Raw genomic sequence first — 25,692 nt, forward strand, 5'->3', positions numbered from 1 at the left:
AATCCAGGGGGGAATCAATGAATCAGAATGAGCTCCAGCCCGCACCGATCACTTGTCCTGCGCCTTCGGTACGCATGCTCAGAATATCCACCTGGCCATCGGCGAGGGCTGGATCGACCAGGTAACTGGCCTGGCCCTTGAGGGAACTCAAGGTGTCCATGGCCGAACTGCAATAGAACCCTTTGACCTGCTTGACCCGCTCCGAGGCGTTGTTCAAGGCGTTTTCGATGCGCTGTAGAAAATCCGGCAACGAGTAGCTGGCGCCTTCTTCCAGGTATTGGAAAATCACGGTCGAGGGTGAATAACCGTTAGTTTCGCGGCCATTGGGCCAGCGGATTTTGAAATTGACGGCGGGCATGTCAGCGCTCCTGTTGCTTGAGATTCAAAGGGGTCAGGTCCAGATGGGAATAACTGAAGCCGGTAAATGCCTGTTCACGCAGGTTCCAGAATTCGCCGTGCCGATCGTCGAGCCGGACAGTCAACGCGCCACTGGCATTGACCTGGCCGATGCGTTCACAGCGCACGCCTTCGACGGCAAACTCGGCTTGCACCTGCGGCCAGTCACGTTCATCGAGGGTCATCAAGAAGCCGTAGCTGGGGAACACCTGCAGCCAACGCGAGAGGTCGGCATCCGGCGGACATGGCAGTGCCATCAGGTCGATCGTCGCTCCGCAACCGGTGGTTTCCAGCAGCATCAACAGACTGCCGAGCACCCCGGCATTGCTGATGTCTTTGGCCGCATTCAGCAGTTTGGCGTCCGCCAGGCGCGGCAGCACATCAAGCTTGCTGCGCAGGCGTTCGGCCGGCACGCCTTCGAAAGCTTTCCAGTAGGCGCTGTCGGCGTGCCAGGCGCCGTCAAGGTCCACCGCCATGGCGATGACTTGACCGGGCGCGACGTGCAAGGTCGACAACAAGGTTTTCGCGACTCCGGTAATCGCCACGGCCAACGCGGTCGGATTACCGGCGGTGAGGCTGGTGTGCCCGCCGGCCAGCAGCACACCGTAGGCCTCGCAGGCGCCGCAAATGCCCGCAAGCATTTGCTGTGAGGCGTCGTTGTCGTGATGCCAAAACGCATTGACCACCGCGGTCGCGCGACCGCCCATGGCGGTGATGTCGCTGACATTGGCCATGACTGCCGACCACCCGGCAAACCACGGTGCCGACTCGACGAACACCGGCAACATGCCTTCGATGGCCAGCAATTGAAAGTGATCGCCACAGGCAATCGCCGCCGTGTCATCGCCGGGCAAGGCGTAAAGCTGTTCGCGAGTCAGTGATTGTTGGCTGCTGCCGATCACGGCGGCGGGTTGCTGGATCGCCTGTTTCGAGCGCATCGCCGGGGTATTGCGCAAGTTGTCGAGCAGCGCGGGTAAATCGATGATGTCAGCCATGGCGAACCACCTTCAGTGCACGCAACGACACCTGACGCGGCATCAACGGGTAGCTCGGCAAGTCTGCCTGCATCAGGCAATGCGGCTGGCCGAGTAATTCCAGCTGTTCAAGGGTGTGCCAGCCAAGGCCATGAAAGTAGTTTTCGTTTTGCGTCTGCACCGTGGCGCGAAACACCTCGCAGCCCAGTTCCTTGGCTCGGGACACGGCTTCGTTGACCAACGCCTTACCAATCATGCTGTGACGCCGATATGCCGGCGCAACGCACAAGCGCCCGCCGAACCACAGGCCTGGCTCGGGCTGATAGATACGCACCGCGCCGACAACCTGATCGGAGATCCCGCAATTGCCGGCCAGGGCAACGATGGCAATTGCCTGAAAATCATGGCGGTCCTTGTCCTGCACCAGCAGTTGTTGCTCATCGGAAAACACCGAGCGCCGCAGGGCGAAATAGGCCTGTTTCTCCCACTGTTCGCTGGCGGGTTTGACCAACAACTCACCGGCACGGAACGGTTCAAACGTGCTGTCGACCAAAGCAAAGGCGAGATTCGGCATGGGAGTTCTCCGGCTTATTCATAGCTTTTGAGGGCCGAGCACGCGCCACATTTGGCGCAACCGGCGTTGATCTGATCGGAGTGAAGACCGTGGCGACGCAGGCTCGCACCGATCTGCGGATACAAACGGGCCATCATCGCGCTGTCGGGTTTCGGGTGATGGGCCAACGGCGTGCCGTCGATGGGCACGAACGGCACCACGAACGGGTAAACCCCCAGCGCGCATAAACGCTCGCTCATTTCACTGATCGCGGCTTCGCTGTCGCCCAGCCCGGCGAGAATGTAAGTGCTGACTTGGCCGCGACCGAACACTTCGACTGCGGCGCTAAAAGCGTCGAAATACCGGCTCAGCGGCACTTCGGCCTTGCCCGGCATGATCCGTTGGCGCACTTCATCGGTGACCGCTTCCAGGTGCATGCCCAGCGACACCACGCCGCTATTGGCCAGACGCTGGAACCAGCGATCATCGTCCGGCGGCTCGCATTGCGCCTGAATCGGCAGCTCCACCGCTGCAGTCACCGCCGCGGCGGATTCACATAAGATGGCCGCGCCTCGGTCCAGGGTTTGCGGCGTGCCGGTGGTCATCACCATGTGCTTAACGCCATCGAGTTCCACCGCCGCTTTTGCCACTTCAGCCAGTTGCTGCGGACGTTTGCGGGCGATGGTTTTACCCGCTGCCAGCGACTGGCCGATCGCACAGAACTGGCATGAACTGCCGCGATCGTTGAAACGAATGCAGTGCTGCAACACCGTGGTCGCGAGGACATCGCTGCTGTGCAGTGTGGCGATTTTCCAATAGGGAATGCCGTCGGCAGTGCTCAAACCATAGAACTTCGGCACACCCGGCATCTGCACCTGTCCGACCTGCAGGCCTTCGCGAAAGATCAGCGCCTGGCTGCCATCGGCGCTGGGTTGCGCTTGATAGGGTGAATCCTGCGAGGCCTGATTGAGGATCGGCACCATCATGGTCCGGCTGCCAAAACTCAGCGCCTTGTGATCCGACGGTCCTGCGCCACCTTGCCGGGACAGGCCGTTCTGCGCAGCCGGCCAACGCACGCCATGGCATTGCAGTTCAGCGAGCAATTCATTGGTTTGCATGATCGGACTCCTCGTCGGCAACCGATGCAAAGTGGCCGCTGCGCTCATGGACATGCGCCGTGGGCGTGCGGTCGATCAACAGGCTGAGCAACTCCGGACGGCTGTAGTGCCCGACCGAATCCATCATGCGTTTGCGCTTGTCGATCAGTGCCAGATCGAGGTCGGCAATCACCACGCCTTCGCCGGAACGCAGCGGTTCTCCGAGCAATTTGCCTTCGGGAGAGACGATGGCGGTGAAGCAGCCACCCGAGATCGGGCCGGGGCCGCAACCGGTGTCCTGCATGATCTGGCCCTGCTGATCGGCATCCAGCCATGCGGTGGCGTTGACCACGAAACAACCGGATTCCAGGGCGTGATGGCGGATGGTGACTTCGATTTGCTCGGCAAAAATATCGCCCACCAAGGAGCCGGGAAACATCGCAGCGTGGATCTGCTCGCCGTCCGCCATCAAGGCGTAACGGGCCAGCGGGTTGTAATGCTCCCAGCAGGCCAGCGAGCCGATGCGCCCCACGGCACTGTCGATCGCGCGCAGTCCCGAACCATCGCCCTGACCCCAGACCATGCGTTCATGGTAGGTCGGGGTGATCTTGCGTCGATGCTGAATCAGGCTGCCATCGGCATCGAAGAGTAATTGCGAGTTGTAGATCGTTCCGCCATCGCGTTCATTGACCCCGATGGACACGACCATTCCCGCTTGTTTACACGCCTCGCCAACTGCGAGTGTCGCGGCGGACGGCACGGTCACCGATTGATCGAGCAATTTGAGGTGTTGTGCACCCATGGCAAAGGCCGGCTGCACAAAGGAAAAATAAGGGTAGTAAGGCACCACCGTTTCCGGAAACACGGCGAACTGCACGCCTTGTCGGCCGAGGGCGATGATCTGTTGGCAGATCTTGTCCACGGTGCCTTCGCGGCTGTAAAGCACCGGGCTGATCTGTACGGCAGCTGCGCGAATGATGGCCATGAGGGGTCCTGGTCTTGAGGTGATTGAAGATGCAAGCCTGTAGGCGCCGGCTTGCGGGCGATAGCGGCAGATCATCAACACGGATCTCACCTGACAAATCGCCATCGCCAGCAAGCCGGCTCCTACACGGTGTAATCAGGCCGTCCAGGTATCGATGATCATCGCGCCTTCACGACGCATCAGCAGGCGCAGGTCCATCACGTCCAGCGGGTTGATCGGGCGGATGCCTTCGATCAGGGCCTTTTCGGTCTGGCCGTACAGCGCTTGCAGGGCGAAGCGGCAGGCGTAGACCTCACCGCCCTCCTCCATGAACTGCATCAGCTGCTTGTTTACCGCCAAATGACCGGGAAACGCCTCAGCCCCCAGGGTCGGGAAACCACGCTGTACACCCAGTTGCACACCTGGCCCGTACAGCAGAATTTTGGTTTCGAAACCTTTCCGCAACAGGCGCTTGGCCTGAAGCATGTTGACCAGGCCAATGGAGCCTTCGAAGGCGATGGTGTGGAAGGTGATCAGGACTTTCTCGCCAGGCTCGGCTTTGACGTCCTCGAAAACTTTCTCTTCGTAATTGACCAGGAAGTCGCCGTCTTTGTAATGGGGGATGTCCACGGTTGGCATAGTGTCGCTCTCCAGTTTCTTCGTGCTTGAACGACAGCCTGTGGTTGGCTGCCGGGTTGCAGGAGATAGAGCGAACGCCGTGCCAGGAAATAAAATTAATTTTCCGGGCAAGGTAAGTGGCTGATTCGCTTAGAGATGCTTATCTGATACGGTTTTTATGGGCCAATCTGATGCTATCGATGAATCACGGATTCCCGTAGAAATACGAATATTCGTAGCGGCCTATCACGAGATTTCGTAGTCATGACTGAAACAGACGCTCTCAGCGGTTGGGCCGACCTGGCCTATTCGTCGCGGCACATGGTGTTCGAGCACTGCGCCGAAGCCATTGCGCTGCTCAACCCGTTCAGCGATCGGTTGGGTGATCTGAACATCGCCGCCTGCGAACTCCTCGGCTATCCGCGCCAGGAGTTGCTGGAGCTGCCGGTGAGCAAGCTGTTCGGCCACCAACTGGCCGACCTGATCGTGTTCACCCAGGCCGTGATGGACAAGGGCCGCGGCTGGACCGACGAGTTGAGTTGCAACTGCAAGAGCGGCGAACGCATCGAGCTGGAAATCTCCGCCACCATTCTGCAGATCAAGGGTGAGCAACAACTGATCCTGGTATTGCGTGAGCTAAGCCATGAGAAGTACCAGCGCGACCAAGCCCACACCGAACGCACCATGCGCGGCGGGCTGATTGAGTGGCGGAACATCCTTAATCTTTTCCAGGAAAGCGAACGCGATAACCAGCTGCTGCTCAGTTCGGTGGGCGACGGTATCTACAGCATCAACAGCGAAGGCCTGGCGACCTTCGTCAACCCGGCAGGCGCGCGCATGCTGGGCTGGGAACCGCAGGACATGATCGGCAAGAACATCCATCGCATCCATCACCATACCCACGCCGATGGCAGCCACTACCCGGTCGATGAATGCCCGATCTATAAAGCCGTGCGCGACGGCGTGGTCCATGAGGGACGTCAGGAGGTGTTCTGGCGTCGTGACGGCAGTTCGTTTCCGGTGGAATTCACTAGTACTCCGGTGATTTCCGAGGGACGCATCGTAGGCGCGGTAGTGGTGTTCCGCGACATCACCGAGCGACGCAGCACGGAGAACCAGCTGCAAAATGCCCTGGATGAACTCAAGGTACTGAAGGAGCGCCTCGAGGAACAAAATGCTTACTTGCAGGAAGAAATCCACATCGAGCACAACTTCCGGGAAATCGTCGGCCAGAGCGAGCCGATCAAGAAAATCATCCGGCAGATCGACGTTGTTGCCCCTACCGATGCCAGTGTGTTGATCAACGGTGAGTCGGGAACGGGCAAGGAGCTGATTGCCCGCGCCATCCACCAGGCCAGTCGCCGCAATGCCCATCCGCTAATTCGGGTCAATTGCGCGGCGATCCCTGCGGAGTTGTTCGAGAGCGAGTTTTTCGGGCACATCCGGGGCGCCTTTACCGGGGCGGTGCGTGATCGCGTCGGGCGCTTTGAGCTGGCTGACGGTGGCACGTTGTTTCTCGATGAAATCGGCGAAATCCCCTTGGAGCTGCAAAGCAAATTGCTGCGGGTGTTGCAGGAAGGTCAGTTCGAGCGGGTCGGCGAAGAACGCACGCGCAAGGTCGATGTGCGGATCATTGCCGCGACCAACCGCGACCTGCGCCAGGAAGTCGCGGCTAAACACTTTCGTGAAGACCTGTATTTTCGTCTGAACGTATTCCCGATCCAGTCCCCGCCATTGCGCGATCGATTGATGGACATCGGGGCCCTGGCCGCACACTTCCTAAAGCAGACCGGTAAGCGCCTGAACATGCCCGGGAGGCGATTGCGCAACAGCGACATCGAACGCCTGCAACGCTACTCGTGGCCGGGTAATATTCGCGAATTGCAAAACGTCATTGAGCGAGCGTTGATCACCTCGATTGGCGCGGATCTGAACCTGGATTTGCCCGACGAACCAAAACCGAATCTTCCCCCCTCTCAGCAGCCTTCTCTTGCCACCACGATTATGACTGACGCGCAGATTCGCGAACTCGAGCGCATCAACATGGAAGCCGCGCTGAAGGCCGCAGATGGAAAGCTGTTCGGTAAAGGCGGTGCAGCCGAATTACTTGGGCTCAAACCCACGACACTGGCTTCCAGGTTCAAACGGTTGGAAATCAAGCTGGAGGACTGATCAGACCTGGCTGATCACGCAATCTCGTGATAGCCACTACGAAGATTCGTATTTCTACGTAAATGCGTAGCTTGCGAGGATCAACAATTCCTGCACGAAAGCCCACAACCCACAAAGATAACTTTTAAAATCAAACAGTTAGGACCGCATAAAAAACCGCGACAACTTGGTATGTCATTCGCTAACAGGGATGGATAAGCCCCGTCATGTCCCGTGACGGCATCGACGCCCTGCCAGGCAAAATGATGGATATCTACCATGCCGACAACCACTGCATTCATCGCCTCCCGCTCAGAAACCTACCTGGCCTCGATGCCCAACTTGGCATACACAGGATTGTCGGAAAACTGGTTGTTGAAAGAGTGCGGTCATCAACATTGGCTCGCATTGGCCCAATTACATAATCGACCTCTGCCTGATTTCGTCGATGAGCAAGGGCGCATCGCTTATGCTGCGTTCACGGCAGTAAAGCTGTGGAATTTGAAGCTGGAAACCATCATCGAAAATCGCTCGTTCCAGATCAACACCCGGATCGGACGCGGTGGACATGCTCGGCACTACAGCGAGCATGAAGTCAGACTTGGCGATCGCATCGTCGGGCACGTGGGGCTACTGTCCACCTTCGTGAGCCGACATGTACCGGGTGACAATCGTAGTGTTAGCAAAGCATGCCTCAGTGGCACACCAGCCCCCGTGTCCGAGCCGCCGACGGTTCTCAATGAGCTGCACGCCGACAACCGAAGAATACGGAGCGGCGACTGGCACAGCCATCACGGGATTGACCGTCATTCAATTGAAGGGGCGCGTGTATTTGATTTCACGCCCTGCCCCGACATCGACTTCAACGGTGCTGACCTTCTTTACTTCGCCAACTTCCAGGCCGTGGTCGAGCGCGCGGAATGGGCCCTGCTGGGATTGCGCCGCCCCGGTCACATTCGCCAGCGCGAGCTGCACTTCTACGGCAATCTCAATATCAGTGACAGCTTGCAAATCAAACTGCACACGGGGCAGCCAGGTTATAGAGATCTGCACTGGTGTGAAGTGTATCGACGCAGCGACCTTTTCAAGCTCGCGGACATCTTTACCCGAAAAATCCATCTTTCGGACTGCAGCCGACCATGAGCCATTCTCCTCTCTGGCGGCCCGAAGGCCTGCGACTCAAGCCGGTGTACCACTGCAGCGACCTCCAAGGTCTTGAGCATCTGCATAGCCTGCCTGGCAAGCCCCCCTTTGTGCGTGGCCCTTACTCGAGCATGTACCCGGAAAAGCCCTGGACAGTGCGTCAGTACACCGGATTTGCAGGTGCCGACGCCAGCAACCAGCGCCTGCGACACCGATTAGCTGAAGGTGCGACAGGTTTATCACTGGCCTTTGATTTGCCGACACATCGTGGCTACGACTCCAGCGACCCATTGTGGCAGGCCGATGTCGGCAAGGCAGGAGTCGCCATCGACAGCGTCGAGGACATGTTGGAATTGCTCGACGGCATTGCCCTGGACCAGGTGTCGGTGTCACTGACCATGAACGGCGCAGTACTGCCCGTGCTGGCTGCGTTCATCGTTGCTGCGCAAGAATCAGGTTTCACTCCAGAGCAGCTCAGCGGCACGATTCAGAACGACATTCTCAAAGAGTTCACGGTACGCAATACGTACATTTTTGCGCCAGAACCCTCAATGCGCGTAACCATGGACGTGATCGGTTATTTGAACGAAAACGTACCGAGGTTCAACCCAATTTCGGTATCCGGTTATCATTTCCAGGAGGCCGGTGCCGATGCGGTACTGGAGCTGGCGCTGACCTTGGTCAACGCCAGGACCTATGCCGAACAGGTGCAAAAAAGCGGCCTGGATTTACACAGATTCTGTGAACGAATCAGTTTCTTTTTCGGTATCGGTAGCGACTTTTTCAGCGAAGTTGCCAAATGCCGTGCGGCTCGCATGCTTTGGTCTGAGATCACTCGAGACCTGGGCGTGAAGAGTGAAAAAGGTCAGGCCTTGCGCATGCACTGCCAGACATCAGGCTGGTCGCTCTGTGCGCAGGATCCGCTGAACAATGTCACGCGTACCACCGTCCAGGCCATGGCCGCTGTTTTTGGCGGTACCCAGTCTCTGCACACCAATGCCTGGGACGAGGCCTTGGCGCTGCCCAGTGAGGCCTCGTCAAGGCTGGCCAGCAATACCCAGCATATCCTGCAACAGGAAACCGGACTTTGCGATGTGGTCGATCCCTGGGCGGGTTCCTATATGATGGAATCCCTGACGGCACAAATGGCTGCGCAGGTTCGCCAACGGATGGCGCAGATTGATGCTCAGGGCGGGGTGTTCCAGTCAATCGAGTCCGGCTGGATAAGCCAGACCATTCACCTCCAGGCCATGGAAACTCAAGCCCGTCTCGATTGCGGGATGCAGCGTCAAATAATCTCCAGCGCCTACGAGAACACCGAGAAGCAGCCGGCCCTACCCGAGAACAGTCAGGCTCTGCTCGCACGACAGTGCCGGCGTCTGATTCGTCTGCGCTTGATGCGCGATAACGCTCACGTTCAAACCCTGCTGGATTCGATCACGCAATGCGCACGCTCGGGCCGAGGCAACCTGCTGGAGAAGACCGTAGCCGCGATTAGAGCGCGAGCTACGGTCGGCGAATGCACCAAGGCACTGGAAATAGTATGGCCCCGCTTCAGACCAGATCTGAAGTTCAGCACAGGGCACTATGGCCCCTCTGTGAGTACTCACCCGAATTGGGCTACAGCGGCAGCGCGGGTCTCGACCTTTATCAAGAATCACGGCCGTCGGCCGTCGATTATGCTGGCCAAGCTGGGTCAGGACGGGCACGACCGTGGAATTCGTTTATTGGCAGCGGCGCTGTCCGATGCCGGCTTCAGGGTGCGGCTTCTTCAGATGTTTCAAACACCCCTTCAGTTACTGCAATCGCTAGAAGTAGATCAGGTAGATTTGATTGGGGTTTCAAGTTTGGCGGGAGCGCACAACGAATTAATCACTGAACTATTGAGTCTGCTGAACGAGCGTGAACTTGAACTATCGGTTGTTGTGGGCGGCATCATTCCAGAAGTCGATGCACGACAATTGCAGAAACTTGGAGCCAAGGCATGCTTCGGCCCGGGGCAGGAAGTGCCTGACATTATCGGGCATCTGATTGATCTGCTCATCTGCAAATAAAACCGCCCCCATCAGGAGGCGGTTTGAACAAACGGGGCCCCAACCTCTGCTGGAGGCCGCTCAGACTGTTACGCGTTTTGCCGCCACTTTCGCCACCTGCACACCCTGATGGCGCGCAATGCCCAACTCGCGGGCATCGGGCTGACGTGAACCCATCGACAACACCGACCTCTTTTACCCCGCGTCACCTTCCCTCGAACAAACCAAACAGACCAGGGGGATCTTTGAGTACCAGTGCCTCTCACTTCATTTGGTGTTATGTTATTACGTCACTAATGGAGAGATCGTTTTGAAACACTATGCGCCGCTGCTGGCAGGACTCACGCTCGGACTATTTGAACAACCGTTATCAGCGAGAGAAAGCTTGGTACTGGACGAACTCTCGATCACCGACGTCTTCGTCGAGGAGCGTGCCGATGGCGCCGTGCGCGGCTATCGCGCCACTCGCTCGAGTACAGCCACCCGCACCGACACAGACATCCGTGACACGCCGCAGAGCATCGAAGTCGTACCCGCCCAGGTGATCCAGGACCTCAACACCTCCCGTATCGACCGCGCTCTGGATTTCGCCGGTGGTGTATCACGACAGAACAACTTCGGCGGGCTGACTTTTCTTAACTACAGTGTGCGCGGCTTCACCACGGGAGAGCTCTACAAGAACGGCTTCGCCATCAACCGTGGCAGCTACAGTTCGCCGGATACCTCGAACATCGAACGCATCGAAGTACTGAAAGGGCCCGCTGCCAGCCTATACGGTCGCGGCGACCCTGGCGGCCTGGTCAACATCGTCACCAAGCGCCCCCAACGAGAAGCCTCCAGTACTCTGGGTTTCAGCGCGGGCACCTGGGATCGCTATCGAAGCAACCTAGACGTCAATACTCCACTCGACAGCGAAGGCAACTTGTTGGCCCGGGTCAACCTCGCAATCGAGGACAACGGCAGCTTCCGCGACTACGTCGGCAACGAACGAAGCATCGTGAGCCCGTCGCTGATCTGGCAGATTTCGCCAGATACCCGGCTAATGCTGGACACCGAGTTTTCCCGTACCGAAACGGTGTTCGATCGAGGCATTCCTGCCGTCAAGGGCGAGTTGGGATCGGTCAAGCGCTCGACCTTTATGGGCGAGCCCAACGATGGCGAAATCCGCAACGATAACCAGACTATCGACTTGGCTCTGGAGCACTATCTGAGTGACGATTGGAAACTGCGCCTGGCCAATCACTACACCCAGGGCACACTCAAAGGCGCGAGCTCGGAACCCCAAGCGCTGGTCGGTACAACCCTGACCCGATTCTACCGAGAACGGAATTTCGAGTGGAACGACAACATCACCCAGGCCGAACTCCACGGAGACTTGGAGCTTGCCGGTTGGCGGCACCAGACATTGATAGGACTGGAGTACGAGAACTACCGCAACAGTCAGAAGTATCCCCAGAGCGCTACTCTGCGCAGCTATGGCTTGGATATCTATAACCCGGTTTACGGCCAGTCCAAACCGGCTCTCACCCGCGCCAACGATTTCTACGAGCATACCGAGAGCTACGCCCTCAACCTCCAGGACCAGATCGCCTTTACCGACCGCTTGCGTGGTTTGATCGGCGTACGTCTGGAACATATCGAACAGACTTCGCTGAACCGAACCACAAGCGTTAATAGCAGCCAGGAAAAGGACGTCGCCACCCCGCGCATCGGCCTGCTCTATCAACTGACGCCGCAGGTCGGCGTGTTCGCCAATGCATCCACCTCGTTCAAGCCCAACACCATTGGTACTAAGGGACAGGTATACAAGCCTGAAAAAGGCCTGGGGTATGAAAGCGGACTGAAACTTGATCTCTTTGACAGCCGCATTGGCGCGACTATCGCCCTGTTCCAAATCGACAAAGAAAACGTCATCACCACCGACGCCCTTGGAGACAGTGTTGCGGCAGGAAAAGCCCGCAGCAAGGGCCTGGATCTGCAGTTCAGTGGCCAAGTCACCGATGCCCTGCGCGTCATTGGTGCTTATGCCTACATTGACGCAGAGGTCACCAAAGGCGACGCGGCCATCCCCAAAGGCAGTGATCTGCTCGGTATCGCCCGAAACAGCGGCAGCCTGATGGCCGTCCACGAGTTCCAAAACGGGGCTCTTCGGGGCTCAGACGTCGGCGCTGCCGTGAGCTACGTCGGCGAGCGCTCGGGCCAGGCTGGCAGCACTTTCACCCTCCCCTCATACAGCACCCTCGACCTTCTCGCCCATTACAAAGCCAGCGAAGAAGTCACTGTCGGGCTGAACCTCAACAACCTGTTCAACCGCAAGTACTACGAACGCTCCTATAACAGCGTCTGGGTCATGCCAGGCGAACCACGCAACCTAAGCGTCAGCCTGACGCTCAACCTCTGATCGAAAGGAATCACCATGCAATCTTCACTAAAAATCGCCGCCGTACTGGCGCTCGTTGCGTCCACACAGGCTAACGCCCACGGCCTGTGGACCGAGGAACGCCGTGGCAATATCGAGGTGGTGTACGGCCATGGCGCCGAAGACGATGCTTTCAAAGCCGAGAAGATAAAAGGCGGATGGGCCTATGATGTGACCGGCAAAATGATCCCCGTGACCGTCCAGCGCCTGGCAGACCACGCCCGCCTGCAGCCGCTTAGGCCACCAGCGGTCATGGCTGTGGAGCTGGACAACGGTCCCTGGTCGCAGACTCCGGACAAGCGATGGGTCAATCAAAACCGTAATCAGGTGAAAGACGCCATCGCCTCGACCCATAGTTTCAAATACAGTCTGGCGATCTATCAGGAAGGCGCGCACCTACCAAGGCTAGGCATGCTGCGTTTGGCGATTATCCCTCAAAGCGATCCTGTGAAGATCGGCGTTGGCAAGGAACTGGAAGTGCAGGTGTTGGTTGACGGCAAGCCAACTGCCGATATCGAACTTGTCGGCGACTACCGCAGTGCACCCTCTGAAATCAGTGGCAAGACTGACAAGGAAGGACGTGCACGCATAAAGGTGCGCAACGAAGGCCTGAACATCATCGCCGCGCAATTCACACTCCCGCTGCCCAAAGGCGCGCCGGTAGACAAGCAGAGTTTGTTCAGCTCGCTGACTTTCCTTGGGGAGCCACACCACGAATAAACTTCTGTATTGCATCTACAATTGAGATCGAAAATCCGATATGGGCCGATTGCTGCTCGTCACGACAAGCAGCAATCTGCCAAAAGCGACCCATCGCATAACGCAGAGAACGAACTCAACCGCGCACCAGGTAGGCCCCTGAGGGAACCCGATATCGCAGCTTCTTGCATTTGCCAGGTGCTGGCTGATGCCCCGGCGGACGATCAGGAAACCAAATTCGGCATTTGCCCGGAGGTGGCATATGGCCACGGGGAATCTCAACCTCAGCGTACGCCAGCTCAGGCTCGACATTAGCCATTTGCAATTGTCCTTCGGCCCCGGCTCTGCCCGCCGTCGGTACATCCGAAACCCGATCTGCCTTTGCGCTAGCGAAGTGGTCAGCGTCACGTCCAGTGTCCGGAGTGGATTGCTCAACAACCGCCATTTCCGCTTCGCGGCGCCTTTGGGTCTCCTCTTCCAGCCCCTTCTGTACTGCGACCAGGTTCTCGTTGGCATTGGACGGGGAACCCGAAGATTGGGCCTGCTGCGCCGCCTGGATCAATTGGAAGTTGCGGTTACGCAACTCGACGTTGCGACCAACCCGCATGTTCGAGCGCGCCGCCAAGGTTTCAGCCTGCTGGAACTGCCCTTGCTGAAGACGCAATACACCGAGGTAATGCAGCGTCGCGGGATTGTTCGGCTGGATATGCAGGGCTCGCTCCAGCGTAGCGGCGGCCTGATCCAGTTGGCCATTTTCATACTGTCGCGAGGCTGTTTCGATCAGGGTGGTCGATGCACTGTTGCTTTGCGCGGGCGCTCTCCGCTCGGCAGCGACAGAACAAAACGACGCAACAGCGCAGAACACAAAGATGAGGCCCGGCAGAAAACTCTTGGTTGGCATCAGGGGGCGGACTCGACTGAACTCGGACGGCACTGCCGTAAAGCAGCGCCACAGCGCTGCCCGGCATTTCCAATACAGGGCCGCTATTGACCTGGCCAACACCCTGAAGTTCCGGCTGTAACGTCCGCCGCAACCCGTATCATTTTTTACCCCCCCAACAACTAATCACGACCTATTGCTGCACTTCACGCAGAGCAGAAAATGGTCAGAAGCGGGCATCGAGAAAGCAAACTTCAAAATTGGTCGAACACTGAGACTGTTGTGGATTTAAGCAACGGCCCCCTCGAACTTTTCCCTATTTATCGGTCTATGTGGATAGGCACATCCGTTCGGTAAGCACGCCCTTCGCAGGCTTGCGCCGCCAGATGGCCACAAGCCTAATAGTCAATCAGAGGTTGTCTTCGCTCATGAAACTCCATGTTCCACGGATGGTGTTCTTCGGCCTGTTCGCGTTCGCGGTAGTGGGCTCGGCATCAGCCACACAGATGAAGACCTCAACCCCTGCTTCCCCAACTGAAGTCCCAGCCGTTCAGACTCCTGCCCAAGCCGCCGGCAACCCTTGGCCGACCTTGGCCAGTATGGCCGGCAAGCAGCAAGGGCCGTTGCTTGCCCATGACGACCGATACTGGCATGACGACCGTTGGCACGATCGTAGAGACGATTGGCGCCGAGACGACTGGCGCAGAGATCAGTGGCGTAGAGAGCAAGCTCGCCGAGAAGCTGAGCGCCATCGTGATTGGGAGCGCCACCAGAATCGGGCCATGCGGCACCGTTACGAGAACGATCACCGTTACTATCGTCGCTAGCGCGAAGCCCCGGAACAATCCGCCTGCAACACGGGCAATACTGCGCCAACCTGCAAACCACGACTCAAACCGGTCCGAAATACAAAACGCCCGATGCGATGCATCGGGCGTTGGGATGAAACAGGTGTAAACCCTCAGAACTAGACAATGCCAACCATAAAAAACGCGCAAAAAAAAGCGCCACTCAATGAGTGGCGCTTTTTCGTATTTGGAGCGGGAAACGAGACTCGCATCTGGCGTCCGACCCATTGAAATCTAAAGGTTTTTAAACATCCCTCAGTGGGAATGGACTTATTTTTGGACTTGTTCGGAGGGGATGTCAAGAACGGGAAGAACATAACTCCAAACCGTGCTACCGAGTGCTTTCTACATCCAGCCGCAGAAGCAACCATCAGGCTGCCGGCATCAACTCCCGCGTAAGTCACATCGCCAGCCGCGAAATCATCAGCGTCCCGTGAGGTCGGCAAGCTGGTCAAGCATTGTGTCGGTCAGGGCTTGATGTTCTTCAGCTTACTGAGCAGCTCCAGCAACTGTTGAAGCTGCTCCTCACCGAACTGCTCCTGAATCTTCAGGTAATTGCTTTCCATCCCCGCACTCATGTCGACAAAACACTGCTGCCCCTGCTCGGTGAGAGCGACGAACACCCGGCGCTGATCTTCCGACGACTTCCTGCGACGGACGATACCGTCGCGCTCCAGTCGGGACAGAACACCGGTCATGCTCGGCTTGAGGATGCATGCCAGATGAGCCAGCTGATGGCTTTCCAGTTCGCCGTGCTGACGCAGGATACGAATCACCCGCCACTGCTGCTCAGTCAGACCATGTTCATTGAGCAACGGCCGGAAAAATGCCATGGCCGCTTCGCGGGCCTGCAACAAGGTGAGCGTAAGGGACGGTCTGGGGGTCGGCATGGTTCACGCGGAATAAAGAGGTCGAAGCGTCAAAGCTTAGAGTCGGCACAGAGTGCATGCAACATCCCCTCTACACCAGGTCATTAATTTATAAAAAAATTACCGATCTCAGATAAAAAAATAATCGTTTTTACCCCAGTGCGTTACTGAAAAAACTGGAAAACACGCTACACAAATAATCGATAAGATGTTAACAATATATCACCCCTTACCGAATAGGGGGTGATACCTACAAAAACAACAAAAGGAAACCCCCTCATGCATTCGTGCCTCCTTCACACGGCGGCAAGCGCTGCCCTGTGCGCTTCGTTTAGCCCGTTTAGCGCTCACGCCGACTTTGTCCAGGACAGTAAAGCCAGCCTGGACCTGCGCAATTTCTACATGAACCGGGACTTTCGTCAGAGCAACGCACCACAGAACAAAGCCGAAGAGTGGGCCCAGGGTTTTGTATTACGCATGGAGTCGGGCTACACCGAAGGCATGGTCGGTTTCGGTGTCGATGCCTTGGGCGAACTCGGAGTGAAACTTGACTCCAGTCGCGATCGTCGCGGCACCGGGTTGCTGCCCTTTGGCGTCAGTCAGCAACCAGAGGACAGCTACAGCGAACTGGGCTTGACCGCGAAACTGCGAACATCGAAGACTGTGCTCAAGCTCGGCACCCTGCAGCCGCAACTGCCCGTGGCCGCCTATAACGACACCCGACTGCTGCCCTCAACCTACAGCGGTGAGCTGGTCACCTCCCAGGAAGTCGACGGCCTGAGCCTGAATCTGGGCCGTCTGGAAAAGCAGAACCTGCGAGACTCCTCCAGCAATGACGAGATGAGTTACGCCGGTGTTGAAAGCAGCCATCTCGATCTGGCCGGTGGCACCTACGCGATCAATCCACACCTGGCAGCGAGCTATTATTACGCCCAGATGCAGAACATCTACAGCCAGCACTTCATCGGTCTGGTGCATGAACTGCCCTTGGCAGAAGGTGTGAACCTGCGCAGCGATCTGCGCTATTTCGATACTCGTGAACAAGGCAGCCATGAATTGCGCAGTCCATCCAGGGTCGATGGCGGCAAGATCGACAACCGTTTTTTCAACGGCATGGTGAGCCTGTCGATGGGTGCCCATAAATTTGGTCTGGGGTACCAGAACCTCTCCGGTGACGGCGACTTCGCCTTTCCGGGCCTGGACCCTTATTCAGTCAACCTGGTGACCATCAACGTCTTCACCAAGGCCGAGACCGACGCCTGGCAGGCGCGTTACGACTACAACTTCGCGGCCCTGGGCCTGCCTGGGCTGACCTTCATGACTCGCTATGTCGACGGCTCCCATGTGCAGACCTCCACCGTGCGTAACGGTCGGGAATGGGAGCGTGACACCGACCTGGTTTACACGGTGCAGAGTGGTCCGCTGAAGAACGTCAATGTGCGGCTACGCAACGCCACTCTGCGTTCAAGCAACGGCCTGATCAGCGATATAGACGAAAACCGGATCATCATCGGCTACAGCCTGGCCTTGTGGTGAGCCGCTCATGAAAAGTGCAAGCGGTTCCCTGTAAAAGCCATTTTTCAGGGCACTGGCTGCGACCATGATTGCTCAACAGACACTCGACGCCCATCGAGAAGCAAACATGGCTACCTCACCGCAAACCCGATTGTCGCTGGCGATACTCGCCTGGTGTCATCTGCGCATAACGCTGGAAGAATCGACTGAAATAGGCCGGGTCCTTGAAGCCCAGCTGGTAGCAAATCTCATTGGCAGAACCGCCGGTGAACAGCAACAGGCGCTTGGCTTCCTGCATCAGTCGTTCGAGGATCAGCCGTTTCGACGGCAAGTCGGCAATGCGTCGGCAGACGTCATTGAGCCGTGCCTCGGTAACACCAATGCCGTCGGCATAGCGCGACAGTGGCCAGTGCTGCAGGTAATGGTCTTCGATCAACTCGTTGAAGCGATGGAAAATCCGCAAGTCTTCCTGGCGTGCCGGGCGGGCTTCCAGGGAGTTGGCGCAGAGTCTGAGCAGGCTGATCATGATCAGGCGCGTCAGGCTGTCCAGCGCCGAACTCCGTCCCGCCCCAGTGGCATTGATCTCGCTGCACAGTTCCTCGAACAGAAACTCCAGTCTTCTGACCTCGGGCTGGAATTGTGGCTCCAGCCGCGCCAGCGCGACGCAAGCTGCCGGCAACTGCGAGCCGGGCACCAGACTCGGGTCGGCATCGATCAACTGCCAGACCAGTTGCTGGCGCACCGTCAGCACGTGCCCGTCGGCGTCCGCTTCGGTGACGAAGGAATGGGCCACCGTCGGTGGCGTGAGGAAAAACATCGGTCCCGACTCGAGGTATTGCTGGTCATCCAGATAGACCCGCACCGCGCCGCTCTTCACGTAATGCACCTGGAAGAACCGGTCGTGTCGATGCACCGGCATGTTGCGACCGAAAAACTCCGCCAGGTTGCCGAGTTTGTCGTAGTGCACTTCGGCATCGCTGTAGCGCTGGTCGTAGACCTGACCGATGTTGATATTGGGGATCGGCTGACGATCGATCATCGCTGGATACTCTTTCTTATTGGGGTGTTGGCCGAGCAAGTGTTTTCATCCTGCGCCGGTTTTCGGCGGCTAACCACTGCTGGAGGATTTTGCCACGCTTGACGATAGTTAACATATTAATTATAACGTTAACAGGTTAACGAATACTTCACGGAGCAGTCACTGCCCCGCCACTGCCAGGAGAAAAGCATGAGCCGTGCCCTGCATGATGTTGCGAACGGCACCCTGTTCGGCGTTGCGCTGAACTATCAGGGGTTGCTGAACCAACGTATCGCTGAATTCGAACAAGCGCCTTACCAGAAACCACCGGTCAAACCGGTGCTGTTCATCAAGACGCCCAATACCCGCAATGGCCATGACCGCGCCGTGGTTCATCCGCAAGGTGAACGCCTGCAACCGGGTCCTGCACTCGGCGTGGTAATTGGTAAAAACGCCAGCCGGGTCAGCGTTGAAAATGCGCTGGAGCATGTGGCCGGCTACACCATCGTCAATGAGTTCAGCCTGCCGGAGGACAGTTATTACCGTCCAGCGGTTAAAGCCAAGTGCCGCGACGGCTTCTGCTCGCTGGGCCCGGAACTGGTGGCCCGTGATCAGGTCGCTAACCCGCATCAGCTCAGCCTGAAACTGTTCGTCAACGGCGAATTGCGCCAGCAAAACTCCACCGCCAACTTCGTGCGCAATATCCCTCGGCTGATTGCCGAGATCAGCGAATTCATGACCCTCCACGAAGGCGATGTGTTGATTACTGGCACACCTGAAGGCCGTATCGATGTCCTGCCCGGCGACACCGTCGAAGTCGAAATAAGCGGCCTTGGCCGCCTCGTCAACCACATCGTGGCCGAGTAACAGGAGCTTCCATGAAACACGCCCGTATCCGCTTTGAAGGCGAAGTCCACCTCGTCCATGTCGAAGAGCAAAATGCCGTGCGCCTGGCCGACGGCCGCTTGCTGGCCGAAGACCAGGTGCAATGGTTGCCACCGGCCACCGGCAGCATGTTCGCCCTGGGCCTGAACTATGCCGACCATGCCGCCGAACTGGCTTTCAAGCCACCGACCGAACCGCTGGCATTCATCAAATCCCCCGGCACCTACACCGGCCACAAACAAACCACCTGGCGTCCGGATAACGTCGCCTATATGCACTATGAGTGTGAACTGGTGGCCGTCATCGGCAAGCCGGCACGCAACGTCAAACGTGAAAATGCCCTGGAATACCTGGCCGGCTACACGGTGTGCAACGACTACGCGATCCGTGACTACCTGGAAAATTATTACCGGCCCAACCTGCGGGTGAAGAACCGTGATGCCACGACGCCCGTCGGCCCGTGGGTCGTCGACGTCGCCGACGTTCCTGACCCGAGCAACCTGAAGCTGCGCACTTGGATCAATGGTGAACTGCGCCAGGAAGGCAGCACCAAGGACATGATTTTCGACATCCCTTACCTGATCGAATACCTGTCCAGCTTCATGACCTTGCAACCCGGCGACATGATCGCAACGGGCACGCCGGAAGGTCTGGCCGATGTGGTGCCAGGTGATGAAGTGATTGTGGAAGTGGAAGGCGTGGGTCGCCTGGTCAATCGAATTGTCAGCGAAGCGGAATTCTTCTCCGCCCGTAACGAGGCTTGAGCAACATGATCAAACACTGGATCAACGGCCGCGAGGTCGAAAGCAAAGACACCTTCGTCAATTACAACCCGGCTATCGGCGAACCCATTGGTGAAGTCGCCAGCGGCGGCGCCGAGGAAGTGTCTCAGGCAGTGGCCGCCGCCAAGGAAGCCTTCCCGAAATGGGCAGCGACCCCGGCCAAGGAGCGCGCAAAGCTGATGCGCAAGCTCGGCGAACTGATCGAGCAGAACGTACCGCATCTGGCCGAACTGGAAACCCTCGACACTGGCCTGCCGATCCATCAGACCAAGAACGTTTTGATTCCACGCGCTTCGCACAACTTCGATTTTTTCGCCGAAGTCTGCACTCGCATGGACGGTCACAGTTACCCGGTGGACGACCAGATGCTCAACTACACCCTGTACCAGCCGGTGGGTGTCTGCGCTCTGGTATCACCGTGGAACGTGCCGTTCATGACGGCGACCTGGAAGACCGCTCCGTGCCTGGCATTGGGTAACACCGCAGTATTGAAGATGTCCGAGCTGTCACCGCTGACGGCCAATGAACTCGGTCGTCTGGCCGTCGAAGCCGGCATTCCCAAGGGCGTGCTCAACGTCATCCAGGGCTACGGCGCCACCGCCGGTGACGCGCTGGTTCGCCACCCGGATGTACGTGCGATTTCCTTCACTGGCGGTACCGCCACCGGCAAGAAAATCATGCAGACCGCCGGCCTGAAAAAGTACTCCATGGAACTGGGCGGCAAGTCGCCGGTGCTGATCTTCGAAGACGCGGATCTTGAGCGCGCCCTCGATGCTGCGTTGTTCACCATCTTCTCGCTTAACGGTGAACGCTGCACCGCCGGCAGCCGGATTTTCATCCAGGAAAGCGTCTATCCGCAGTTTGTCGCCGAGTTTGCCGCTCGCGCCAAACGTCTGATCGTCGGTGACCCGCAGGACCCGAAAACCCAGGTCGGCTCGATGATCACCCAGGCCCATTACGACAAGGTCACCGGCTACATCAAGATCGGGATCGAAGAAGGCGCCACCCTCCTCGCCGGTGGTCTGGAGCGTCCGGCCAACCTGCCGGAACACTTGAGTCGCGGGCAGTTCATTCAGCCGACGGTGTTCGCTGATGTGAACAACAAAATGCGCATCGCCCAGGAAGAAATCTTCGGCCCGGTGGTATGCCTGATCCCGTTCAAGGACGAAGCCGAAGCCCTGCAACTGGCCAACGATACCGAGTACGGCCTGGCGTCTTACATCTGGACCCAGGACATCGGCAAAGCGCATCGTCTGGCCTATGGTATCGAAGCCGGCATGGTCTTCATCAACAGCCAGAACGTGCGCGATTTGCGTCAGCCGTTCGGCGGTGTGAAAGGCTCCGGCACCGGTCGTGAAGGCGGCCAGTACAGCTTCGAAGTGTTCGCCGAAATCAAGAACGTTTGTATCTCTATGGGCAGTCATCACATTCCGCGTTGGGGCATCTAGACCGCCGGTAAGGGTTGTCGAAGGCTGTGATGGGTCGCGCATCGGCCCATCGCAGAAGTCGACCTCCACCTGACTGAGTCAAACAACAACAACTTCAGGAGAATTATCATGGGCGAAGTCGTCCTGGCCGCGAAGATCTGCCACGTACCTTCAATGTACCTGTCGGAACTGCCCGGCAAGCATCACGGGTGTCGCGAAGCGGCGATTGCCGGGCACAAGGAAATCGGACGTCGAGCCCGCGAGCTGGGTGCCGATACCGCCGTGGTGTTTGACGTGCACTGGCTGGTCAACAGCGGCTATCACGTCAACTCCGGCGAGCATTTCAAGGGCATCTACACCAGCAACGAACTGCCGCACTTCATCAAGAACATGGAATACGAGTACCCAGGCTGCCCGGAACTGGGCGAGCTGATCGCGGCCGAAGCCAATCTGGCCGGCGTGCGCACTATGGCTCACAACATCCCGAGCCTGGAACTGGAATACGGCACGCTGGTGCCGATGCGCTACATGCACATGGGCGTCCCCGACGAGCAGAAGTTCAACGTGATTTCCATAGCAGCCTGGTGTGCCTGGCACCGTCTGGAAGACAGCTTTGCCTTTGGCGCAGCAGTGCGTCGAGCCATCGAAAAGAGCGACCGCAAGGTGCTGGTACTGGCCTCGGGTTCGCTGTCCCACCGTTTCTCCGACGACCGCGAAGCCGAAGCCAACATCCATAACTGGACCCGCGAATTCGACAAGCAGATGGACCTGCACGTGGTCGAGATGTGGAAGCAAGGCCGCTTCAAGGAGTTTTGCGCGATGCTCCCGGACTACGCCGAGCATTGCTTCGGCGAAGGCAAGATGCACGACACCGCGATGCTCCTCGGACTGCTGGGCGGGCCTGAATACAACAAACCTGCCGAGATCATCACTTCGCCGTTCGGCAGTTCCGGCACCGGCCAGATCAACGCCATTTTCCCCCTCTGACACTCGCTCGCGGGCAGCCTGCAGGTTGCTCGCGGCCAGGGAGACGCACATGCCGCATTTCATCGCCGAATACACCGACAACATCGAGCAGCAGGCGGACTTGCCCGCGCTGTTCGAAAAGGTTCACGCCATCCTGGGAGACAGCGGCGTATTTCCCCTGGGCGGCATCCGCAGTCGTGGTGTACGCCTGGACACCTGGCGCATGGCCGACGGCAAGCACGATTACGCCTTCGTCCATATGACCCTCAAGGTCGGTCACGGACGGGATCTGCCGACCCGGCAGACAGTCGCCGAAACGCTGTTCAAGGTGATCACCGAGCACTTCGCAGAGCTGCAGTCGCAACGCTTGCTGGCGCTGTCGTTCGAAATGATCGAACTGCACCCCGAACTCAATTTCAAGCAGAACAACGTACATGCCTTCTTGAAGAACCAGGCGGGCTGATTCACGCCCTCCTTCCGCCAACGGCCACTCAAACAAAAAGTACAACATCATGAGCACAGCCAATACCGCTGACAGCATCACCCTTGCCGAGCACGATCGAACCCACAGCACCGTTACCTGGCGCCTGATGCCATTGCTGTTGATCTGTTACCTGTTCGCCCATCTGGACCGGATCAACATCGGCTTCGCCAAGATGCAGATGAGTACCGATCTGCACTTCAGCGATACGGTCTACGGTTTCGGAGCCGGACTGTTCTTCATTGCCTACGCGCTGTTCGGCGTACCAAGCAACATGGCCCTGGACCAGGTCGGGCCACGGCGCTGGATCGCCAGTCTGATGGTGGTCTGGGGCATGCTTTCCACCAGCATGTTGTGGGTCGAAAGCTCCAGCGGTTTCTATGTCCTGCGCTTTCTGCTGGGGGTGGCCGAAGCCGGTTTCTTTCCCGGGATCCTGGTGTTTCTCAACCGCTGGTACCCGGCCCGGCGCCGGGCTCAAGTCACCGCGCTGTTCGCCATCGCCGTGCCGATGGCCGGGGTGATCGGCGGACCGCTGTCCGGTGCGATTCTCGAAAACCTCCATGACTTCGGTGGGCTGCGCGGCTGGCAGTGGATGTTCCTGATCGAAGGTGCGCCAGTGGTCCTGCTGGGTCTGGTGGTTCTCAAGTGCCTTCCGGATAACTTCGAAGTCGTGAAGTGGCTCAACCCCGCGCAGAGACAACAACTGCGCGCGCAATTGAACAGCGAAGAACAACGTAAATCCATCACCTCCTTCGGCGGCATTGTGCGCGACCCGCAGGTCTGGCTGCTGGTGGCGATTTATTTCGCAGTGATGCTAGCGGTCAATACCCTGGCGTTCTGGATGCCGACCCTGATTCACGGCGCCGGCATCGGCCGCGACAGCCAGGTCGGCCTGCTCAGTGCTGTGCCCTATCTGGCCGGCTGCTTCTTCATGATCGGTTGTGGACGCTCATCGGACCGTAACCGTGAACGCCGTTGGCACTTGTGTGTGCCGCTGCTGATGGCCGCCGCCGGTATTGCCTTGGCGGGACTAGCACCGGGTAACCCGTTGTTGGTGATGGGCGGCTTGACCATTGCAGGCATGGGCGCCAGCGCCGCGTTGCCGATGTTCTGGCAACTGCCGCCAGCCTTTCTCTCCAACGGCACCCAGGCCGCTGGCATCGCGATGATCAGTTCATTTGGCAGCATCGCATCGTTTCTCGCCCCTTACCTGATCGGCTGGATGCGCGACACAACTCAGAGTGCCAGCCTGGCCCTGTATGTCCTTGCACTGTTTATCGCCCTTGGCGGCTTTCTGGTCCTTCGTACCCACGCGGCCATCGTCAACCCACAGTAAGAGATCTTTGTCATGCTCGATCAACAGCAAATCCTGCAAGCCGCCGCACAACTGGACCGGGCCGAACGCTCCAGGGAGCAGATCCGGCAATTTTCCCTCGACCACCCGGCTATCACGATCGAGGACGCCTATGCCATCCAGCGCGCCTGGGTTGCACAAAAAATCAAGGACGGGCGCAAGCTGGTCGGGCACAAGATCGGTCTGACCTCACGGGCCATGCAAGTGTCCTCGAACATCACCGAGCCGGATTTTGGTGCCCTGCTCGATGACATGCTCTTCGAGGAAGGCACGGACATTCCTTTCGAACGCTTTATCGTGCCGCGCGTAGAAGTGGAGCTGGCGTTCATTCTTGGCAAGCCGCTCAAAGGTCCGAACTGCACGATCTTCGACGTGCTCGACGCCACTGAGTGGGTGATCCCGGCACTTGAGATCATCGACGCCCGCATTCAGCAAATCGACCCGCAGACCAAAGCGACGCGCAAGGTCTTCGACACCATTTCCGACAACGCTGCCAACGCTGGTGTGGTCATGGGAGGTCGTGCGGTGCGGCCAACCGAGATCGACCTGCGCAAGGTGCCGGCGGTGTTGTACCGCAACGGCGTGATCGAGGAGTCTGGGGTTTCCGCAGCGGTGCTTAACCACCCTGCGAAGGGCGTGGCCTGGCTTGCGAACAAGCTGGCCGCATACGACGTCACCCTGGAAGCGGGGCAGATCATTCTCGGAGGCTCCTTCACCCGTCCTGTGACGGCCAACCCCGGCGATACCTTCCATGTCGATTACGACATGCTGGGTTCCATCTCCTGCCGCTTCGTCTGATCCCTGGAGAACCGTTCTATGGAAATGCCCATCAACCGCTTCAAGCAACGCCTGAAAAGCGGCGAAGCACAGATCGGTCTCTGGCTCGGTCTGGCCGATGCCTATTGCGCCGAGCTGGCGGCGAATGCCGGTTTCGATTGGCTACTGATCGACGGCGAACATGCGCCCAATGACCTGCGCGGCATGCTCAGCCAGTTGCAAGCCGTCGCGCCCTACCCAAGCCAGGCGATCATCCGCCCGGTGATCGGCGATACCACGCTGATCAAACAGGTGCTGGATATCGGCGCCCAGACCCTGCTGGTCCCGATGGTCGAAAGTGCTGAGCAGGCACGAGAACTGGTGCGCGCGATTCACTACCCGCCCCAGGGTATACGCGGTGTTGGCAGTGCGCTGGCCCGTGCTTCGCGCTGGAACAGCATTCCCGGCTACCTCGATCAGGCCGATGCGCAGATGTGCCTGCTGGTGCAGATCGAGAACCGCGAAGGCCTGGCCAACCTGGATGCCATCGCATCTACAGAAGGTGTCGACGGGGTCTTTATCGGGCCGGCAGATTTGAGCGCATCCATGGGCCATCGCGGCAATCCGGGCCATCCTGAGGTGCAGGCGGCCATCGAGGACGCCATTGTGCGAATTCAGAAAGCTGGCAAGGCCGCAGGCATTCTCAGTGCTGACGAGACACTTGCCCGGCGCTATATCGAGCTGGGCGCAGCGTTTGTTGCAGTCGGTGTCGACACCACGGTGCTGATGCGCGGCCTGCAATCCCTCGCTGGCAAATTCAAAGATGCCCCGGTGCCCACCAGCTCCGGCGGCGTGTACTGATTT

Annotated in this window: 24 protein-coding genes; 15 read left to right on the forward strand and 9 right to left on the reverse strand. The window is 58.3% G+C overall.

Going from position 1 to position 25,692, the window contains the following annotated elements; genetic code table 11:
• Positions 1–22: 22 nt before the first annotated feature.
• The 6 genes from FBY04_RS03385 to FBY04_RS03410 form a co-directional block, all read right to left on the reverse strand.
• Complete coding sequence (locus FBY04_RS03385; RefSeq protein ID WP_084320145.1) at positions 23–358, reverse strand: MSMEG_0570 family nitrogen starvation response protein; 336 nt, start codon at positions 356–358, stop codon at positions 23–25.
• Between the two features lies 1 nt (position 359).
• Positions 360–1,391 (reverse strand): sll0787 family AIR synthase-like protein, encoded by a 1,032-nt coding sequence (locus FBY04_RS03390; protein WP_145314507.1) that lies wholly within the window; start codon positions 1,389–1,391, stop codon positions 360–362.
• Entirely contained in the window at positions 1,384–1,944 is a 561-nt protein-coding gene (locus FBY04_RS03395; protein WP_084320149.1) for an MSMEG_0567/Sll0786 family nitrogen starvation N-acetyltransferase, read from the reverse strand. Before FBY04_RS03395 ends, FBY04_RS03390 begins: the two co-directional genes overlap by 8 nt.
• 14 nt (positions 1,945–1,958) lie before the next feature.
• The gene (locus FBY04_RS03400) at positions 1,959–3,041 is read right to left on the reverse strand and encodes an MSMEG_0568 family radical SAM protein (RefSeq protein ID WP_084320151.1); all 1,083 of its coding nucleotides are present in this window, start codon (positions 3,039–3,041) and stop codon (positions 1,959–1,961) included.
• Positions 3,028–4,005 carry a Nit6803 family nitrilase gene (locus FBY04_RS03405; protein ID WP_145314508.1) on the reverse strand — a complete coding sequence of 326 codons (978 nt, stop codon included), beginning with the start codon at positions 4,003–4,005 and terminating at the stop codon, positions 3,028–3,030. Before FBY04_RS03405 ends, FBY04_RS03400 begins: the two co-directional genes overlap by 14 nt.
• Positions 4,006–4,140: 135 nt before the next feature.
• Positions 4,141–4,623, reverse strand: coding sequence for an MSMEG_0572/Sll0783 family nitrogen starvation response protein (locus tag FBY04_RS03410; RefSeq protein ID WP_020294052.1), 483 nt, complete (start codon positions 4,621–4,623; stop codon positions 4,141–4,143).
• Positions 4,624–4,866: 243 nt separating this feature from the next.
• Between FBY04_RS03410 and FBY04_RS03415 the strand changes: the two genes are divergently transcribed.
• The 5 genes from FBY04_RS03415 to FBY04_RS03435 all read left to right on the forward strand — a co-directional run bounded on the left by FBY04_RS03415 (position 4,867) and on the right by FBY04_RS03435 (position 13,068).
• Entirely contained in the window at positions 4,867–6,774 is a 1,908-nt protein-coding gene (locus tag FBY04_RS03415; protein ID WP_084320155.1) for a sigma 54-interacting transcriptional regulator, read from the forward strand.
• A 258-nt stretch (positions 6,775–7,032) separates the two neighbouring features.
• Positions 7,033–7,896, forward strand: coding sequence for a Pnap_2097 family protein (locus tag FBY04_RS03420; protein WP_145314509.1), 864 nt, complete (start codon positions 7,033–7,035; stop codon positions 7,894–7,896).
• Positions 7,893–9,950, forward strand: a complete 2,058-nt coding sequence (gene scpA, locus FBY04_RS03425; protein WP_145314510.1) for a methylmalonyl-CoA mutase — start codon at positions 7,893–7,895, stop codon at positions 9,948–9,950. The genes FBY04_RS03420 and scpA overlap by 4 nt, the downstream gene beginning before the upstream one ends.
• Positions 9,951–10,239: 289 nt before the next feature.
• Positions 10,240–12,330: a TonB-dependent siderophore receptor gene (locus FBY04_RS03430; RefSeq protein WP_145314511.1), complete on the forward strand. Its 2,091-nt coding sequence runs from the start codon at positions 10,240–10,242 to the stop codon at positions 12,328–12,330.
• A 15-nt stretch (positions 12,331–12,345) separates the two neighbouring features.
• Positions 12,346–13,068, forward strand: coding sequence for a DUF4198 domain-containing protein (locus FBY04_RS03435; RefSeq protein ID WP_145314512.1), 723 nt, complete (start codon positions 12,346–12,348; stop codon positions 13,066–13,068).
• Between the two features lie 115 nt (positions 13,069–13,183).
• Here the strand turns inward: FBY04_RS03435 and FBY04_RS03440 are convergent, their stop codons facing one another.
• Positions 13,184–13,948 carry a tetratricopeptide repeat protein gene (locus FBY04_RS03440; protein ID WP_145314513.1) on the reverse strand — a complete coding sequence of 255 codons (765 nt, stop codon included), beginning with the start codon at positions 13,946–13,948 and terminating at the stop codon, positions 13,184–13,186.
• Between the two features lie 407 nt (positions 13,949–14,355).
• Here FBY04_RS03440 and FBY04_RS32600 point away from each other — a divergent pair, with 407 nt between their 5' ends.
• Entirely contained in the window at positions 14,356–14,754 is a 399-nt protein-coding gene (locus FBY04_RS32600; RefSeq protein ID WP_145314514.1) for a hypothetical protein, read from the forward strand.
• A gap of 488 nt (positions 14,755–15,242) precedes the next feature.
• Here FBY04_RS32600 and hpaR read toward each other — a convergent pair whose 3' ends face one another.
• On the reverse strand, positions 15,243–15,665 hold the full coding sequence (gene hpaR, locus FBY04_RS03450; protein WP_145314515.1) for a homoprotocatechuate degradation operon regulator HpaR: 423 nt from the start codon (positions 15,663–15,665) through the stop codon (positions 15,243–15,245).
• Between the two features lie 258 nt (positions 15,666–15,923).
• Here hpaR and FBY04_RS03455 point away from each other — a divergent pair, with 258 nt between their 5' ends.
• On the forward strand, positions 15,924–17,180 hold the full coding sequence (locus FBY04_RS03455; RefSeq protein WP_145314516.1) for an OprD family porin: 1,257 nt from the start codon (positions 15,924–15,926) through the stop codon (positions 17,178–17,180).
• A gap of 115 nt (positions 17,181–17,295) precedes the next feature.
• Here the strand turns inward: FBY04_RS03455 and hpaA are convergent, their stop codons facing one another.
• On the reverse strand, positions 17,296–18,198 hold the full coding sequence (hpaA, locus tag FBY04_RS03460) for a 4-hydroxyphenylacetate catabolism regulatory protein HpaA (protein WP_105341074.1): 903 nt from the start codon (positions 18,196–18,198) through the stop codon (positions 17,296–17,298).
• A gap of 189 nt (positions 18,199–18,387) precedes the next feature.
• Here hpaA and FBY04_RS03465 point away from each other — a divergent pair, with 189 nt between their 5' ends.
• The 8 genes from FBY04_RS03465 to hpaI all read left to right on the forward strand — a co-directional run bounded on the left by FBY04_RS03465 (position 18,388) and on the right by hpaI (position 25,689).
• Positions 18,388–19,044, forward strand: coding sequence for a fumarylacetoacetate hydrolase family protein (locus FBY04_RS03465; RefSeq protein ID WP_145314517.1), 657 nt, complete (start codon positions 18,388–18,390; stop codon positions 19,042–19,044).
• Between the two features lie 11 nt (positions 19,045–19,055).
• On the forward strand, positions 19,056–19,826 hold the full coding sequence (locus tag FBY04_RS03470; protein WP_105341076.1) for a fumarylacetoacetate hydrolase family protein: 771 nt from the start codon (positions 19,056–19,058) through the stop codon (positions 19,824–19,826).
• 5 nt (positions 19,827–19,831) lie between these two features.
• Positions 19,832–21,292, forward strand: coding sequence for a 5-carboxymethyl-2-hydroxymuconate semialdehyde dehydrogenase (gene hpaE, locus FBY04_RS03475; RefSeq protein ID WP_145314518.1), 1,461 nt, complete (start codon positions 19,832–19,834; stop codon positions 21,290–21,292).
• 108 nt (positions 21,293–21,400) lie between these two features.
• Positions 21,401–22,258, forward strand: a complete 858-nt coding sequence (gene hpaD / locus FBY04_RS03480) for a 3,4-dihydroxyphenylacetate 2,3-dioxygenase (protein ID WP_145314519.1) — start codon at positions 21,401–21,403, stop codon at positions 22,256–22,258.
• 49 nt (positions 22,259–22,307) lie between these two features.
• The gene (locus tag FBY04_RS03485) at positions 22,308–22,700 is read left to right on the forward strand and encodes a 5-carboxymethyl-2-hydroxymuconate isomerase (protein ID WP_105341079.1); all 393 of its coding nucleotides are present in this window, start codon (positions 22,308–22,310) and stop codon (positions 22,698–22,700) included.
• A 49-nt stretch (positions 22,701–22,749) separates the two neighbouring features.
• A complete protein-coding gene (locus FBY04_RS03490; RefSeq protein ID WP_145314520.1) occupies positions 22,750–24,054 on the forward strand; it encodes an MFS transporter in 1,305 nt (434 codons plus the stop codon).
• A gap of 12 nt (positions 24,055–24,066) precedes the next feature.
• Positions 24,067–24,870, forward strand: coding sequence for a 2-oxo-hept-4-ene-1,7-dioate hydratase (gene hpaH, locus FBY04_RS03495; protein ID WP_105341081.1), 804 nt, complete (start codon positions 24,067–24,069; stop codon positions 24,868–24,870).
• A gap of 18 nt (positions 24,871–24,888) precedes the next feature.
• Positions 24,889–25,689: a 4-hydroxy-2-oxoheptanedioate aldolase gene (gene hpaI / locus FBY04_RS03500; RefSeq protein ID WP_145314521.1), complete on the forward strand. Its 801-nt coding sequence runs from the start codon at positions 24,889–24,891 to the stop codon at positions 25,687–25,689.
• Positions 25,690–25,692: the final 3 nt, after the last annotated feature.

The organism is Pseudomonas sp. SJZ080, from assembly GCF_007828295.1.
Classification (GTDB): Bacteria; Pseudomonadota; Gammaproteobacteria; order Pseudomonadales; family Pseudomonadaceae; genus Aquipseudomonas; species Aquipseudomonas migulae_A.